Genomic DNA, 15,952 nt, shown 5'->3' with positions numbered 1-15,952 from the left:
GCATTCTGCCGCAACCAGCCATACCTCAGCTTGTCGATTCAGAGCGCCTCAAGGGTTCGCTGCGCCGGGCTTACGCCCGCCCTTGACCCGCTAACATCACCCACTCGGAATTCAAAAGAGGCATAAAGTTCGTATACCTCTATGTGCGATATCAAGTTCGACGTTCGTGTACTGTGTAGGAAATGCATTTGAAAGATGAGCCAACCCTTTGTTAGCGAGTTCAAATATAGACACAAGCGCTCTCTCTGCGTCGACTTTCGGGCCATTGTAGGTGTCCAATGCTGTAACGGGCGCGACCTTTTTCAATGCTATGCCGTTAGTTTCGAAGTGCTCGATGGCAATGTCATCCGATCGACGATTTTTCGCCGCAACAAGCTTCCCCTTCTTAGCATTCAGACCTAAAAACTCTAGTAAAGATCTCGCATGAATGAATCCCACTTCGATCATGGGATTTAGCAGCGCATTCACGTTGCCTTGGAGGATTTTTTTGCCGTCGACGAAAACTTCCATTTCTCTCGGCAAACCGAGTTCATCGTGTATGTTATACGCCCACATCATGCTATCGATAGATTGAAGTCGGTATGGAATCCATTTGTAGAGGATTTCGTCCTTGTTCATTGATTGCCTCCCATATTGTCAGAATGGACGCTGCCGCCTCCAACTCATCCCCGCACTCTGCCGAACCTACCCTGATCGTTTCTGAGAGTCGTGGAACCGGGCTTTTCCCAAAATCAAACGCCCGGACATCCCGGGCGTTTGATTTTTCACGACATGCGGCTGTAATGACTCACCGCTTGGCGGCCGTCACTTGCCGCGCCACCCAACAAAAACATCAAACATCAATATTCCCCGCCCGAAGCGCATTGCTCTCGATAAACGCGCGTCTTGGCTCGACCTCATCCCCCATGAGCGTGGTAAAGATCCCATCCGCGGCAATCGCATCCTCGATCTGCACGCGCAGCAACCGCCGCACGTTCGGATCCATCGTCGTTTCCCAAAGCTGCGACGGGTTCATCTCACCCAACCCCTTATACCGCTGCTTGGAAACATTGCGTTCCGCATCTGCGATCAACCACCGCATAGCGCTCTTGAAGTCCGTAACGGCCATACTGCGCTCCCCGCGCTTGATAACGGCCCCCACCCCAATCAACCCTTTAAACGTATTAGCGGTATTCACGAGCTGCTGATAATCGGCCGTCAACAAGAACTCCTCGTCGATCACCGACACCTTCACATTGCCGTGATGCCGCCGCTCGACGCGCAGCGAGCGCAGCTCGCGCACCGGGTCATACTGCGGATAGACACTCACCTCAGGCTTCAACGGATCGCTGCGCAGCGCCACCTGCAGCGCCTCGGCCGAAGCAGCCGCCCCAGCCTCGCTAGTCAGATCGATCGCAACGCCATCCATGATGGCTTCCAACGCGCTAGCGTCATAAAGCCGTGCGAGCCGCTCCACCACACCCTGCGCCAACAAATACGACCGCGCCAATTCGCCCAACGCATCGCCGGCAATCGGCATCGCGCCTTCGTTCGCCACAAGCTCCGAACCCTGCAACGCAAGCCGCAGCATGTGCGCGTTGAGCTCGGCACCATCCTTCAGATAACGCTCGTCCTTCCCAGCCTTGACCTTATAAAGCGGCGGCTGCGCGATATAGATGTACCCGCGCTCGATCATCTCCGGCATCTGCCGATAGAAAAACGTCAAAAGCAGCGTACGAATATGCGCGCCGTCCACGTCCGCATCGGTCATGATGATGATGCGGTGGTAGCGCAGCTTGTCGAGGTTGTAATCGTCCTTGCCAATCCCGCAGCCCAGCGCGGTAATCAGCGTGACGATCTGCTCGGACGAAAGCAGCTTGTCATAGCGCGCTTTCTCGACATTGAGCACCTTACCGCGCAACGGCAAAATCGCCTGGAACTTGCGGTCGCGACCCTGCTTGGCCGAGCCGCCTGCCGAATCGCCCTCGACGATGTAGATCTCCGATTTCGCCGGGTCCTTCTCCTGGCAATCGGCTAGCTTGCCCGGCAAGCCCACGCCGTCGAGCACGCCCTTGCGTCGCGTCATCTCACGCGCCTTGCGCGCCGCGTCGCGCGCACGCGCGGCATCCACGATCTTCCCGCAGATGATCTTCGCGTCGTTCGGCGTCTCGAGCAAAAACTCTTCGAGCGCCTTCGCCACGACCTCTTCCACCGGCGCACGCACTTCGGACGAAACGAGCTTGTCCTTCGTCTGCGAACTGAACTTCGGCTCGGGCACCTTCACCGATAGCACGCACGACAACCCTTCACGCATATCGTCGCCCGACGTCTCGACCTTGGCCTTCTTCGCGATTTCGTGATCGGCAATGTACTTGTTGATCACGCGCGTCATCGCCGCGCGCAGCCCCGTCAAATGGGTACCGCCGTCGCGCTGCGGAATGTTGTTCGTGAAGCACAGCACGTTTTCGTTGTAGCTGTCGTTCCACTGCATCGCGACTTCCACGCCGACACTGTCCTTCTCGCCGACCACATGGAAGATCGTCGGATGCAGCACGGTCTTCGTCTTGTTGATGTACTCGACGAAACCCTTCACACCGCCCACGAACGCGAAATCGTCTTCCTTGCCCGTACGCTGATCCGTCAGCCGAATCCGCACGCCGTTGTTGAGGAACGAAAGCTCGCGAATCCGCTTGGCCAGAATGTCATAGTGATATTCCACAGTGCCGAAGATCGACACGTCGGCCATGAAATGCACCTCAGTGCCGCGCTTTTCCGTATCGCCGAGGAATTGCATCGGCGATACGCGGTCGCCGTTCACTTCCTCGATCACGCGGTTTTGCGGCACCCCGCGATGAAACTCCATGAAGTGCTTCTTGCCGTCGCGGCGCACCGTCAACCGCAGCCAGCTCGAGAGCGCATTCACGCACGAGACACCGACGCCGTGCAGACCGCCCGATACCTTGTAGCTGTTCTGATCGAACTTGCCGCCCGCATGCAGCTCGGTCATCACGATCTCGGCCGCGCTGCGCTTGGGATCGTGTTTATCGTCGAGCTTCACGCCGGTCGGAATCCCGCGGCCGTTATCGATGACGGAAATCGAATTGTCCGCGTGAATGGTCACCTGGATTTCGTTGCAATACCCGGCCAACGCCTCGTCGATCGAGTTGTCGAGCACTTCGAATACGAGGTGGTGCAAACCGGTGCCGTCCGACGTGTCGCCGATATACATCCCGGGCCGCTTGCGGACTGCCTCCAGACCTTCGAGGATCTGAATCGAAGAGGCGCCGTAGCTGTTGTCGGGCTGCGAATTGTGCTGTTCACTCATGGGTATCTTCCGGTTCTGCATCTACTGCCTGGGTACTACGTACGGTATTTCGGTCTGCCAAATAAACGCCAAAGGGGCGCTGCGCCCCTTGGTCTTGGCTACTTCCCGGCCGTCGGATCAAATGCGCATCGGCATGACGACGTACTTGAAATCCTCGTTTTCCGGGATGGTGATCAAGGCGCTCGAGCTCGCATCGGCCACGCTCACCTGCAACATGTCGACCTTCAGATTCGCCAACACGTCCAGCAGATACGTGACGTTGAACCCCATGTCGATCGTGTCGCCCTGGTAAGCAATCTCGAGTTCTTCCTGCGCCTCTTCCTGATCGGCGTTGGTCGACATGATCTTCAACTGCCCCGGCTCGATCACGCAGCGCACGCCCTTGAATTTGTCCGAGGTCAAAATGGCCGCGCGCTGCAGCGAACGCTGCAACTCATCGCGCCCGATCACGAACGTGTTCTTGTGCGCCTTCGGAATGACACGCTGGAAATCGGGGAACTTGCCCTCGACCAGCTTCGAAACGAGCTCGACCTGGCCGAACGTGAACTTCGCCTGTGTCGACGCAATATCGATCGTCACGACATCGTCGATGTCTTCGAGCAACCGCTGCAATTCGAGAATCGTCTTGCGCGGAACGATCACTTCCTGGCGCGGGAATTCACCCTCGATCTTCATCGACGAATACGCGAGCCGATGCCCGTCAGTCGCCACAGCCATCAGCCGGCCGCCATCGACGACGAGCAGCATGCCGTTCAGGTAATAGCGGATGTCCTGCTGCGCCATGGCGAAATGCACCATGCCGAGCAATTGACGGAACGTCTTTTGCGGGACGGCAAGGCTCGCGCCGTAATCCTTGGCCTGGGCGACGGTCGGGAATTCGTCGGCCGCGAGCGTCTGCAGCGCAAAGCGGCTCTTGCCGGATTGCACCGTCAGCCGCTTGTCGGCCAGCGTCAGGCTCACCTGCCCGTCGGGCATCGCGCGCAGGATATCGAGCAACTTGCGCGCAGCGACGGTGGTCGCAACCGATTCGCCTCCCACACCGAAATCGGCCCGCGTCGTGATCTGCAATTCGAGGTCCGTCGACAGAAACGATACGTCCGGACCGTTCTTGGTGATCAGCAGATTCGCGAGGATCGGCAACGTATGGCGGCGTTCGACGATGCCGCTCACGGTTTGCAGCGGCCTGAGGAGGTTGTCTCGTTCGGTCTTGACCAGTTGCATAGGGTTCCTTCGTTGATAGGACGGCAGGGTCCAGCCGCCTCGCCCGGCAGATTCGTCGACTCAAGCGCCGACGCCCCGCATTTCTCCGCGCTTTGTGCCCACTTCCTGCACTTTCCCGCCACCCGCGCAGCCAGGGCGGCTAAACCAATATTGTGCCTGAAAAAGAAACCGACTCCGCTAAATCGGAGGGAGGGTCGTCCGCGCGCCGACCGCATCCGCCCGCCGCCGGCTCAGCCCTTTAGCGTTTGTTCCAGCACGTGCAATTCGTGGTTCAGCTGCGCATCCTTGCCGCGCTCGTCGGCAATCTTGCGCACCGCGTGCAAGACGGTGGTGTGATCGCGCCCGCCGAAGAGCTCGCCGATCTCCGGCAAACTCTTTTGCGTCAGTTCCTTCGCGAGATACATCGCAATCTGGCGCGGTCGCGCAATATTCGCCGGACGCTTCTTCGAATACATATCGGCGACTTTGATGTTGTAGAAGTCGGCGACGGTCTTCTGAATGTTCTCGACGGAGATTTGCCGGTTCTGCACGGTCAGCAGATCCTTGAGCGCCTCCTTGGTCAGCTCGATCGAAATCTCGCGGCCGTGAAACTTCGAATACGCGAGGATCTTCCGCAGCGCGCCTTCGAGCTCGCGTACGTTCGAGCGCAGGTGCTTGGCCACGAAAAACGCCACATCCTCCGAAAGACTCACGCCTTCGGACTGCGCCTTGCGCATCAGAATGGCCACGCGCATCTCGAGCTCGGGCGGCTCGATGGCCACGGTGAGCCCCGAGTCGAAGCGCGAGATGAGGCGATCGTCGATACCCGAAATCTCCTTCGGATACGTGTCGCTCGTGATGATCACCTGCGCCTTGTTGGCAACGAGCGCTTCGAACGCATAGAAGAATTCTTCCTGCGTGCGCGATTTGCCGGAGAAGAACTGAATATCGTCGATGAGCAGCAGATCGAGCGAATGGTAGTAACGCTTGAAATCGTCGAACGCCTTGCGCTGATAGGCTTTCACGACGTCGGACACATATTGCTCGGCATGGATGTAGCGGATCCGCGCGCCCGCCTTATCCAGCAGCAGCTGGTTGCCGATCGCATGGATCAAGTGCGTCTTCCCGAGCCCCACGCCGCCATACAGGAACAGCGGGTTGTACGACACGCCGGGATTGTCGGCGACCTGAATCGCCGCGGCGCGTGCGAGCTGATTCGCCTTACCGGTCACGAAGTTGTCGAAGGTCAGCACCGGGTTGAGCTTCGAGCGCTCGTACATCGAATCGGTCTCGGCCCCGCCAGGGCCTGCGAACGCACCGGGACGCCAGGTGCGCCGCGCGGCCGCGGCCTCGCTCGCATCGACGCTCGGCAAGTCGCTATCGGCCGCATCGTCGGCCATGTGCGCGCCCGCGCCATTGCCGGCCGCACCCGTCCCACCACGCGCGCCATTCGGCCCGCCGCGCGAGGCGCCGTCGGCAGCGCCCGCGGACGGCATGCCGCCATTGGCCGCCAACGCGGCAGCAACCGACGCGGGAACACGCGGCAAAGGCACCGACGACGCGCCGCCGACCGGCGCACGCAGGCCAGCCTTCGGATCCAGCACGAACTGGACTTCCACGGGAGCCTGCCAAAAGTCGCGCGCGAGATCGGAGATGCGACCCGAAAACTGGCTCTTGACCCAATCGAGCTTGAAGCGGTTCGGCGCGGCGATGGACAACGTGTTCGCGGCGGCGTCGAAGGCGACCGGGGCCAACGGTTTGATCCACGTCACGTACTGCTGGGGCGTCAATTCACGCTCCAGCAGCGCGGAACAGTGTTGCCAGAATTCGTTCATCAAAATGACGTCGTTTTTTAGTGCACGGTCACTCGCCGCCGCCTTCGTCGCGCGATGCGCCCGAAGGACCCGGACCGGCCAGGCGAGCCCGCCACAAATCCTTTCGCAACAAGTACTTGCGGCGAACGATGGGACTCGCGACGACGTGCAGGATTCTTGAGATAAGGCGAGATTCTACCGCCAAAAAGAGCCGACCAGGGAGTTATCCACAGGGCCTGATCCAGCGCCGCGTGCGCGCCGGCGAGCCTTGCGCACGCGGTCGAAATCAACGTAACGTATTGACGACCAAAAGAAAACCGGTTTAAATAGCGGGTTCCCGCGAAAGCGAAAACTGATTCCCGGCCCCGTCGAAATGCCTCTCGGCGTTGTCCTGCACGGTTTGCAGGCAAGCTGACAGCGCCAAAGCGCACGCGGTCCATTCCCCAGTGAGAGCGACATGAAACGTACCTACCAACCTTCCGTGACGCGCCGCAAGCGCACCCATGGTTTCCGCGTTCGCATGAAGACCGTCGGCGGCCGCAAAGTGATCAACGCCCGTCGCGCGAAGGGCCGCAAGCGTCTCGCCATCTAAGGCAAGGCGCCTGAGCGCGTCGCGTCAGGCGCCCGCGGCAACGCGGGGACATGCGCACGCCGCCGTCGGGCCGGGTCCGTTGCGAGCGCGAGCCGTCTTCCCCAAAGCCGCGAGGCTTCTCAAAACGGATGAGTTTTCATCCGTTTTTCGTTTACGCCCGTGGCGCCGAACGGCGCATTTTGTCGTCTACGCCAGGCCGACGGGCAGCGATGCGCGCCTCGGTCTCGTGACGGGCAAGAAGTTCGCGCCGCGCGCCGCCACGCGCAATCTGGTGCGGCGCCTCGCGCGTGAAGCGTTTCGCGTGCGCCGCGAAGATTTCGGCGGGTGGGACGTTCTACTGCGCCTGTCCGCGCGCTTCGACAAGGCCGCTTATCCGAGCGCCGCGTCGAGGCCGCTCAAGGCGCTGGTTCGTGCCGAGATCGACACGTTGCTCGACAAAGTGGCTCGCGAGATCGTACGTCGCGAGAGCGGTGCCGCCGCGACGGAACCGGGGCTCACGCCCGGGCCGTCGAGCGGTGCGCAAGACGACCGGAGTTCGGGGCGGCCATGAACACCGCTTCATCGCCATGCAAACGGTACTGATCGCGTTACTGCGCTTGTACAAGATTGCCTTGAGCCCTCTGCTCGGCAACCGGTGCCGCTTTTATCCTTCCTGTTCCGATTACGCACGCGAGGCAATCCAGTATCATGGCGCCGCGCGCGGAAGTTACCTCGCGCTCAAGCGGCTTTGCCGCTGTCATCCCTTTTCCGCGGGCGGGATCGACCTCGTTCCACCCGCACCCTCGAAAAAGCGCTGAAGCGCCGCTTTATCGACTCTGAGACCACGCATGGATATCAAACGCACCGTCCTATGGGCGATCTTCTTCGTGTCAGCGATCATGCTGTTCGACAACTGGCAGCGCGAGCACGGACGCCCGTCGATGTTCTTCCCGAACCCGACCGCGACCCACTCCGCGAGCACGGGCGCGACGCCGGGCAGCGCGAGCAGCGCCGCGTCGGCCGCGGGCCAAGGCGGAGCGCCGTCGGCACCGCGCGTCGCGGCGCCGGCGACGGTGGCAGGCGCCCCGCAGCCGTCCGCTCAGTTGATCCCGTTCAGCACGGACGTCTATCAGGGCGAAATCGATACGCGCGGCGGCACCCTCGAAAAGCTCACGCTCACGCGCAACAGCGATCCGAAGCAGGCCGATCTGAACGTGACGCTGTTCGATCGCACGGCCAACCACACCTACCTCGCGCGCACGGGCGTCATCGCAAGCGGCGCCGAGCTGCCCTATCACAATGACATCTTCACGCCCGTGCCGGGTCCGCGCGCGTTGACGGGCGATCAGAAGTCGTTTCAGATCAGCCTCGAGTCGCCGGTCAAGGGCGGCGTCAAAGTCGTGAAGACCTACACGTTCACGCGCGGCAGCTATGTGATCGGCGTCGATACCAAGGTCGAGAACGTCGGCACCGCCCCCGTTACGCCAACGGTCTACATGGAGCTCGTGCGCGACAGCCAACCCGTCGAAACGCCGCGCTTCTCGCACACGTTCATCGGACCGGCGGTCTATACGAACGAGCATCACTTCCAGAAGATATCGTTCAGCGACATCGACAAGAAAAAGGCCGAGTACGCGAGCGCCGCCAACAATGGCTGGGTCGCGATGGTGCAGCACTATTTCGCGACGGCCTGGATTCCGCAGGAAGGCGCCAAACGGACCAACTACGTCGAGCAGATCGATCCGACGCTGTACCGCGTCGGCGTGCAGCAGCCGCTGCCGACGCTCGCGCCGGGACAATCGGCCGATGTATCGGCACGGCTTTTCGCGGGTCCGGAGGAAGAGCGCGTGCTCGAAGGCATCGCGCCCGGCCTCGACCTCGTGAAGGATTACGGCTGGGTCACGATCATCGCGAAGCCGCTGTTCTGGCTGCTCGAGAAGATTTACGGTCTCGTCGGCAACTGGGGCTGGGCGATCGTGCTGCTCACGCTGCTGATCAAGGCCGTCTTCTTCCCGCTTTCGGCGGCGAGCTACAAATCGATGGCGCGGATGAAGGAAATCACGCCGCGTATGCAGGCGCTGCGCGAACGCTTCAAGAGCGACCCGCAGAAGATGAACGCGGCGCTGATGGAGCTCTATAAGACGGAAAAGGTCAATCCGTTCGGGGGCTGCCTGCCGATCGTCGTCCAGATTCCGGTGTTCATTTCGCTTTACTGGGTGCTGCTCTCATCGGTGGAGATGCGCGGCGCGCCGTGGGTACTCTGGATTCACGATCTGTCGCAACAGGATCCGTTCTACATCCTGCCCGTGCTGATGGCGGTCTCGATGTTCGTGCAGACGAAGCTGAACCCGACGCCGCCCGATCCTGTCCAGGCGAAGATGATGATGTTCATGCCGATCGCGTTCTCGGTGATGTTCTTCTTCTTCCCGTCGGGCCTCGTGCTGTACTACGTCGTCAACAACGTGCTGTCGATCGCGCAGCAGTACTACATCACGCGAATGATGGGTGCCAGGAAGAAGGAAAAGACGGCTTGACGCTGGTTTGATCGACGCCTGCGGCGTGGCCGCAGCGTCCAAAAAAATCGCCCGGTGAAGTTGCAGACCGGGCGATTTTTTTTTGCGGGGGGTCCCTGAGGATTACGACTCGGAGCCGTCGCCGTAGAACTGTTCGATCAGCTCTTGCACGAGATAGCGGTGATGCGGCGAGAGCGCTTCGATCTTCGAGGCCAATTCGATTGTCTCCGGGGTCAGCGGATACTTTTCATCGCGCGGCAGCGGTTTGGGCGTCGTACGGGCCGATGCCGTGGGCGCCGGCCCGTAATGCAGCCAGTGCAGATCGACGCGCAACCAATCGGCGAGCGTCGCAAGTTTGTCGGCAGTGGGAATCGTTCGGCCCGTGAGCCACTTATGCGCGGTCTGCGGGGAGATGGGGCTAGCGCCGCGATGGCGTAAATTGAATTGCAGCGCGAGTTGCGTCCCGCCCGTCGCTTTTTCGGGGCTGCGCTGCAAGGCAAATTTCAGGCGTTCCGAGAACGCCGCTTTCTCTTCTGCGGTCGGCATCGCAAAATTGTGCAATCGAGCCAGTGCAAAGAAGACAACCACTCACGACAGTTTTAGCCCAGGGGAGCGCGGTTTTAGCCAGATCGCGTAGATAGCCGGTGTGCGACGGGAATCCGGTTCTTCAGGGAATTTCCCCTTGGAACGGGCGTTTCGCCTTGGACTCGGTGATCGCGCCTTCACTCCGTCTGAAGAATACACTATCCCGATTGAGATAAATCTAATTTATGGTAAGGGCACCGCGATCGACGGGGGACGACGCCGAAAGGCGCCGCGACGGCGCGCTACAATGCCGCTCTTCACGCCAGACCGTTCTCTCACTGCATTAGCCGGATGACCATGCTCGCTCCCGATTCGGATTCGATCGTCGCCATTGCCACCGCGCCGGGGCGCGGGGGAATCGGCGTGGTCCGCATCTCGTGCGGCCGTGCGGGCAGCGCGGCCGCCGAAGCGTTGATGCACGCGCTCTTCGCGCAAATGCTCGAGCCGCGTCATGCGAGTTATGTGCCGTTTCTCGATGCCGGGGGCAACGTCCTCGACCGCGGCATTGCGCTGTATTTCCCCGCGCCGCATTCGTATACCGGCGAACATGTGATCGAGTTGCAGGGGCACGGCGGGCCGGTCGTTCTGCAACTGGTGCTTCAGTCCTGCCTCGATGCCGGCAAGGCATTCGGTCTGCGTCTTGCCGAGCCCGGTGAATTCACGCGGCGCGCCTTTCTCAACGACAAGCTCGATCTCGCGCAAGCGGAGGCTGTCGCCGATCTCATCGAGGCGAGCACGGAGGCCGCGGCACGTTCGGCGGGCCGTTCGCTCGAGGGGGCGTTTTCGCGCGACATTCATGCACTCGTCGAGGAAGTCATCGCGCTGCGGATGCTCGTCGAGGCGACGCTGGACTTTCCCGAGGAAGAGATCGATTTTCTCGAGGCGGCCGATGCGCGCGGCAAGCTCGCGCACATTCGCGCGCGGCTCGCTCAGGTGCTCGGCGAAGCGAAGCAAGGCGCACTGTTGCGAGAGGGGCTCGCCGTCGTGCTTGCGGGGCAGCCGAACGTCGGCAAGTCTTCTTTGCTGAATGCGCTTGCGGGTGCCGAACTCGCGATCGTGACGCCGATTGCGGGTACGACGCGCGACAAGGTCGCGCAGACGATCCAGATCGAAGGTATTCCGCTGCATATCGTCGATACCGCTGGGCTGCGCGATACCGAGGACGAGGTCGAGAAAATCGGTATCGCGCGGACATGGAACGAGATCGAAAAGGCCGATGTCGTGCTGCATCTGCTCGATGCCCGTGCGGGCATGACGCCCGACGACACAGCCATTGCCGCGCGCTTTCCGGCTGGCGTGCCGGTCGTGCGGGTACTGAACAAGACGGACTTGACCGAGCTGGCGCCGACGCTCAATCGGCTTGGCGCAACAGAAGTGGACGGCGAAGTGTGCGAACTGAGGCTCTCCGCGAAAAGAGGCGAAGGAATCGATTTGCTGCGGGCTGAGCTGTTGCGCATCGCCGGCTGGCAGGCGGGCACCGAGAGCGTTTATCTCGCACGCGAGCGGCACTTGCGTGCGCTGCGTGCGGCGCAGGATCATCTAGCGCTGGCGTCGGAGCACGGTGAGGCCGGGAATCAATCGCTCGATCTGTTCGCCGAGGAGTTGCGCCTCGCGCAGGAAGAGCTCAATTCGATTACCGGCGCATTCACCTCGGACGATCTGCTCGGGGTAATTTTCAGCAGATTTTGTATTGGGAAGTAGGCTGCGTATTGCCTTACGTCATCCGACTTGCCTGATGGTCCATCCGCTCCCAGTCTGACCGTTCGCCAGGTAGGCCGCCATAGCGCCATCGGTCGCAAGATAAACCTCCTTGCCCTGGAACGGCTTTCCATTGACGATTTCGATCGGTAGTCGACCGTTGAGCGGCGGGCCGCCGCCGATCAAAAAAAGCAATGCCAGCGACTGATCCGCTGCCACCGCTGCCGGAGCGATACCGTTGATAAATGGCCCGGGCAGCACCAAGTACTGGCCGCTCTGCACGTTTTGTATCGTGCTATAAACCGTCGTCGCGTTTCCCGCGTCCGGAAATTCGCTGATCGTCCACTGGCTTTGCTCGTCGCTCCCACTGTTGCTCAGCGTCACGCCCGACTTCGACAGCGACAGATATTGGTTGTCAGCCAGTTGGATAGTTACTGTTGCGGCCATAGCGCCCTCCAAGAGCGGAAAAGAGAAGAGACCGATCGAACCGGAAGCACTGCGCTGCCCGCATCGACGCATCATGCGTGAGCCTGCCGAGGGATACTCCGGCTCCGTTTCGCGATCTCCCGGCCAGCATAGTGGCTCGTGGCGCGCCGCCGTCCTAACAAAACTAATGAGTCGGTCGCAGTGCACTAAGGTACATACTCGTCGCTTTCGCGCCGAGCACCGATGACATGACCGTTCCGTAGCAGTCCGAGCCACGCCCGCGATCTCCCACGAAAGCGCCCCATGCAGCGCCGCGCCGCACGCCTACAGTGTGCTCATGTGCCTCGCACTGCGCGACAGGGAGACCGGGATCGTGCACGCAGCGTGCTGATTCACGGTGATCACACTGTCGTGTTTCTCGTGTTTCGCTGAGTCGTGCGCGTCGGTGCGACCATGACTACCGTCCATCACGCGCACGGCCGCGTCAGGTGCCTTGTGCGAGCGCCGCGATCTGCTCGGCCGACATCGCCCCGCGGTAGATGCGGAACTCGTCGATCGACCCCGCGAAATACGGATCCGCCGAGAACTGCGAACGGCCGAGCCAATTCTGTGCGGTCTCGCCGATGCGCCACGGTGCGAAGATCACGTCGGTGGCGCTGTTGATCGCAACACCGTTGACGTAAAGCGTGCCCACCGTACCCGATAACGTCACGGCAACATGCGTCCATTGGTTCGTTGGCAACGGGGCCTTGCCGTCGATGCGGCGCTCGCCGTACGGGCCGTTCGTCGTGATTGCGAATCGCAGCAGTCCCGCGCCGCCCATCGGGGTGAGCATCATATAGCGGCCCGTGCCCGCGCCGAAGTCGAAGATGCGCGCCCAACGAACCGACTTCGTCCAGTAGACCCACGCGGCAATCGTGAAGTCCGATACGTCGGCAACGAGATCGTTCGGCAAACTGACATAACCGCTCGCGCCATCGAGCACGACAGCGTTGCCGAGCTTCCCGGTCCCGTGCGATGCCCCGCCGACGAGCGTACCCGCATGGCCGTTGCCGCTCGCATCGGCGGCGCTGGTGCCAGCGGTCTCGTCGAACGTCAAATCGGTATGCAACACAACCGCCGTCACGGCGACGACTTCGTTCGAGTTCCCGCTCTCGCCCGAGGCGGTGCTGGCACTGACGACGTAATACCAGGTACCCGCCGCCGGGCTATCCGTATAGGTGAGCAGGTCCGTGATGCCCGTCGCGACGGTGCTGTAGGGCCCGCCAGCGCTGGTGCCGCGCTTTACGTTGTAGCTCGCGCCGTTCGATACGCCCCACCATGAAAGCACGACCTGCCCGGCGGCAGAATAGGCCGTCAGCCCACTTGGCGCGGCCGCCGGCACCGCAGGGTCACGCGTGCAGGTCAACGTACCGTAGCCGAGTTGATCGTAGCCGCCGCTGTTCGGTCCGTAGTTTCCGCCGCCGCCCTCCGGTTGAATCTGCAACGCGAATTGCTTCGACCACGGTGCCGCAAGACCTTTGCGGTTGACATAGTGGTTGTAGACGAGCGCCCAGCATGGGCGGATCGTGCCCTGGCTCGCGGTCGAGAACGCCGTTTGCGTCACGTCGACGTTCGAATAGGTGACATAGGGCACGGTGTAGTAAGTCGTGCCGCCCGGCTGAAGCAGGTTCGCCTTCGCCACGTATTCGGCACCCGCAAGGAACCGGTTATTGTCGTGCCCATACAGATCGATGCCCTGGTTCCAGGCCATTTCGCAGATGGCCCCGGCGAGCGCAATGCCGAGCGTATTGTGTCCCTGGTCCCGCCCGCTCTCCTGCCACTGGCCCAGATACCCCGGGTGCAGATAGTAGACCGCTTGCGCGATCGCGCCGTTGCCGGGGCCGTTCAGGAAATAGTTGACCGCCTCGTCGAAGAGCGAATGATCGTCGCAGAGCACGCCGATGGCCATCACGGAAGCGAGATTGCAAAGGTCCCAATTGGCCCAGTAATGCGTGATCTCCGTGCCGTTGTGGCGATCCAGGAAATCGTGATTGATCGGGTAGAAGATGTTGCGCATCATCGCCTGGAACGCGGCGAAGTCGGCCCCGGCCCAGCCCGTGTAATTGCGCATGATCTCGCCGGCGTTCGCAAACTCATACCCATAGATGCCGGCGGCGAGATCGACGTTGGAGTCGCCGCCGAGCCGCTGCAGCGTCGACGACCACGCGTTCATGATCTGCACGGCTTTGTCGGCGTAGCGCGTGTCGCCGGTCACCTTCCACCGCAACGCGCATGCGTAGGCCGCAGCGATGTCGTTATAGAGCACCGGATAGTTCTGCGTGCCGGTGCCGCCCCGGTCGACCTCGACTTGCGGGCGCGGCGTCCAGGACAGACTCGCGTGGCTATTGGCAATCAGTACGTTCCAGCCGTCGATCCACGGCGACGCCTGTGCCGATACTTTTTGTGCCATGCGGGCGAAGTCAGTCTGTGTGTGCAGCAAACCGGGATGGACGAACTGACCGCTCGTCGTCAGATCTGCGGCGCCCGAGGCGACATGCGCCAGTGCTCCGCCAGCGGCTGTAGCGCCCGCGCTCGTCGTGCGGCTCACCGACGCGCCAGCACTCGTCCCACTTCCCCCTCCGCACGCCGAGAGCACCAGCGCGCCAAGGCTATAAAGAAATGTGCGCCGCGAAATCCCCGTTTCCTGTTCGTTCTTTTTCAAATCATCCATGTCTGGGCTTTCCGTTAATGGGTCATGGGCATCGATCGGTCTGCCGCATCGGCGAGGCAAACGTTTGCGCAAGATCGCAGGTTTTTGCCTGTCCCGGCGGACTCCCTCGATTGTTGCGTTAACGGAGGGCTTATTGCCTTTTTTGAGTGCGATAGAGGGGTAGGCGTCGGCGGAAATTGGGGTAAGAAAAACCTGAGCACGGTGAATATCGCTCGGTTCTCACGCGAATGGAAGTCGATCCGATACGCGGGATCGCATGCGCAATGACGTTCTCGCTAGCGAAGTCCCGTCGCACCCAAGGTCGCACGCGCAAAGCAATTCGGATTAATTATTCGTCGAGCCGTGGTTCGCTTCGTCGACAGCGAGCCATGCGTTGATAACCTCTCCACAATAGTGCCAAGCTTCACTGTTGATGGTGCCCGATGCGCACGCCTCATGTGGAGTTCTTAACTTTATTCGACAACTTGTTCATAGCCGTTTTCCCAAACTGGCGGTATGACAATTTTAAGGGTGGTCGTCGCAATGGTTGGCATTCCAAAGGCGGGAGGGGGTTCGTCGGGAGACGGAGAACAAGGGCGCATCGGCAAGTCGGAGGAAGACACGCCTGCGGGTCCGGCCCCGTCGCCCAGACCCAAAGAACTCAGCGGCGCGATGAACCTACCGGCCCCGCGAACGCAAGACTCGCCCAGGCCGGCAATCCGCGCGTCAGCGCCTTCGATCAGGACAGGTCGAGAGACGGAGCCGGTCGGCACCGGGTTCACGTCCGAAGCTCTGGTAAAAACGCTCGCCGATTATTTATCGCGCAACAGAGAAGAACTCGGCATCGTACCCGCACAGCTTGCCGACACGGAAGCAATCGAAGGCCGCCTCAAGAAAGGAAAGTCGCTACCGGTGCTGCCCGGTTACGAAACCTTGGCGGGTGTCATCGATCGCACGGGTAAGGTCCATTCGAATGACCAAGCCCTGGTGCAATTGCTCGGGCAATTGGACACTCGCATGCTTAGCCCATTCCATTACACACAAGTCTGCTGCTCGAGCTCACGCGCGTATCTGATACCAGCAGCAAAATCCACCACGCGCTGCATGCCTAGCCAGATGGTCTTGACGCCAGGCTCGCCGTCGCCTTTG

At 61.1% G+C, this 15,952-nt stretch carries 13 protein-coding genes; 5 read left to right on the top strand and 8 right to left on the bottom strand.

Features of this window, described 5'->3' with window-relative positions:
• Positions 1-111: 111 nt before the first annotated feature.
• From GWC77_RS24850 to dnaA, 4 genes are all read right to left on the bottom strand, one after another.
• The gene (locus tag GWC77_RS24850) at positions 112-618 is read right to left on the bottom strand and encodes a hypothetical protein (protein WP_173261306.1); all 507 of its coding nucleotides are present in this window, start codon (positions 616-618) and stop codon (positions 112-114) included.
• Between the two features lie 214 nt (positions 619-832).
• The gene (gene gyrB / locus GWC77_RS24845) at positions 833-3,304 is read right to left on the bottom strand and encodes a DNA topoisomerase (ATP-hydrolyzing) subunit B (RefSeq protein ID WP_173261304.1); all 2,472 of its coding nucleotides are present in this window, start codon (positions 3,302-3,304) and stop codon (positions 833-835) included.
• Positions 3,305-3,421: 117 nt separating this feature from the next.
• Positions 3,422-4,525, bottom strand: a complete 1,104-nt coding sequence (dnaN, locus tag GWC77_RS24840; protein ID WP_173261302.1) for a DNA polymerase III subunit beta — start codon at positions 4,523-4,525, stop codon at positions 3,422-3,424.
• A gap of 230 nt (positions 4,526-4,755) precedes the next feature.
• Positions 4,756-6,339, bottom strand: a complete 1,584-nt coding sequence (dnaA, locus tag GWC77_RS24835) for a chromosomal replication initiator protein DnaA (RefSeq protein WP_217283400.1) — start codon at positions 6,337-6,339, stop codon at positions 4,756-4,758.
• Positions 6,340-6,775: 436 nt separating this feature from the next.
• Between dnaA and rpmH the strand changes: the two genes are divergently transcribed.
• The 4 genes from rpmH to yidC all read left to right on the top strand — a co-directional run bounded on the left by rpmH (position 6,776) and on the right by yidC (position 9,423).
• The gene (gene rpmH, locus GWC77_RS24830) at positions 6,776-6,910 is read left to right on the top strand and encodes a 50S ribosomal protein L34 (protein ID WP_133649748.1); all 135 of its coding nucleotides are present in this window, start codon (positions 6,776-6,778) and stop codon (positions 6,908-6,910) included.
• Positions 6,911-6,989: 79 nt separating this feature from the next.
• Entirely contained in the window at positions 6,990-7,460 is a 471-nt protein-coding gene (locus GWC77_RS24825) for a ribonuclease P protein component (RefSeq protein ID WP_254367155.1), read from the top strand.
• A gap of 16 nt (positions 7,461-7,476) precedes the next feature.
• Positions 7,477-7,707 carry a membrane protein insertion efficiency factor YidD gene (gene yidD / locus GWC77_RS24820; RefSeq protein WP_173261300.1) on the top strand — a complete coding sequence of 77 codons (231 nt, stop codon included), beginning with the start codon at positions 7,477-7,479 and terminating at the stop codon, positions 7,705-7,707.
• Between the two features lie 30 nt (positions 7,708-7,737).
• Entirely contained in the window at positions 7,738-9,423 is a 1,686-nt protein-coding gene (gene yidC / locus GWC77_RS24815; RefSeq protein ID WP_173261298.1) for a membrane protein insertase YidC, read from the top strand.
• A 102-nt stretch (positions 9,424-9,525) separates the two neighbouring features.
• Here yidC and GWC77_RS24810 read toward each other — a convergent pair whose 3' ends face one another.
• Positions 9,526-9,948 (bottom strand): transcriptional regulator, encoded by a 423-nt coding sequence (locus tag GWC77_RS24810; protein WP_173261296.1) that lies wholly within the window; start codon positions 9,946-9,948, stop codon positions 9,526-9,528.
• A 336-nt stretch (positions 9,949-10,284) separates the two neighbouring features.
• Between GWC77_RS24810 and mnmE the strand changes: the two genes are divergently transcribed.
• Positions 10,285-11,688, top strand: a complete 1,404-nt coding sequence (gene mnmE / locus GWC77_RS24805; RefSeq protein ID WP_173261294.1) for a tRNA uridine-5-carboxymethylaminomethyl(34) synthesis GTPase MnmE — start codon at positions 10,285-10,287, stop codon at positions 11,686-11,688.
• 18 nt (positions 11,689-11,706) lie between these two features.
• Here the strand turns inward: mnmE and GWC77_RS24800 are convergent, their stop codons facing one another.
• The 3 genes from GWC77_RS24800 to GWC77_RS24790 form a co-directional block, all read right to left on the bottom strand.
• On the bottom strand, positions 11,707-12,207 hold the full coding sequence (locus tag GWC77_RS24800) for a hypothetical protein (RefSeq protein WP_173261292.1): 501 nt from the start codon (positions 12,205-12,207) through the stop codon (positions 11,707-11,709).
• Positions 12,208-12,595: 388 nt separating this feature from the next.
• Positions 12,596-14,824, bottom strand: coding sequence for a LamG-like jellyroll fold domain-containing protein (locus tag GWC77_RS24795; RefSeq protein ID WP_173261290.1), 2,229 nt, complete (start codon positions 14,822-14,824; stop codon positions 12,596-12,598).
• A gap of 1,013 nt (positions 14,825-15,837) precedes the next feature.
• On the bottom strand, positions 15,838-15,952 hold a 115-nt coding region (locus tag GWC77_RS24790), incomplete at its 5' end, for an IS4 family transposase (RefSeq protein ID WP_173261287.1).

The sequence above is a fragment of the Paraburkholderia sp. NMBU_R16 genome (assembly GCF_013282575.1).
GTDB lineage: Bacteria > Pseudomonadota > Gammaproteobacteria > Burkholderiales > Burkholderiaceae > Trinickia.
The sequence above is the reverse complement of the archived record's forward strand: the minus strand, read 5'-3'. Positions and strand labels throughout refer to the sequence as shown.

Coding starts and splice junctions, on each gene's coding strand:
- GWC77_RS24850 (WP_173261306.1), bottom strand. CDS start 618: ATGAACAAGGACGAAATCCTCTACAAATGGATTCCATACCGACTTCAA.
- yidC (WP_173261298.1), top strand. CDS start 7,738: ATGGATATCAAACGCACCGTCCTATGGGCGATCTTCTTCGTGTCAGCG.
- GWC77_RS24795 (WP_173261290.1), bottom strand. CDS start 14,824: ATGGATGATTTGAAAAAGAACGAACAGGAAACGGGGATTTCGCGGCGC.
- rpmH (WP_133649748.1), top strand. CDS start 6,776: ATGAAACGTACCTACCAACCTTCCGTGACGCGCCGCAAGCGCACCCAT.
- mnmE (WP_173261294.1), top strand. CDS start 10,285: ATGCTCGCTCCCGATTCGGATTCGATCGTCGCCATTGCCACCGCGCCG.
- dnaN (WP_173261302.1), bottom strand. CDS start 4,525: ATGCAACTGGTCAAGACCGAACGAGACAACCTCCTCAGGCCGCTGCAA.
- GWC77_RS24800 (WP_173261292.1), bottom strand. CDS start 12,207: ATGATGCGTCGATGCGGGCAGCGCAGTGCTTCCGGTTCGATCGGTCTC.
- yidD (WP_173261300.1), top strand. CDS start 7,477: ATGCAAACGGTACTGATCGCGTTACTGCGCTTGTACAAGATTGCCTTG.
- gyrB (WP_173261304.1), bottom strand. CDS start 3,304: ATGAGTGAACAGCACAATTCGCAGCCCGACAACAGCTACGGCGCCTCT.
- GWC77_RS24810 (WP_173261296.1), bottom strand. CDS start 9,948: ATGCCGACCGCAGAAGAGAAAGCGGCGTTCTCGGAACGCCTGAAATTT.
- dnaA (WP_217283400.1), bottom strand. CDS start 6,339: ATGAACGAATTCTGGCAACACTGTTCCGCGCTGCTGGAGCGTGAATTG.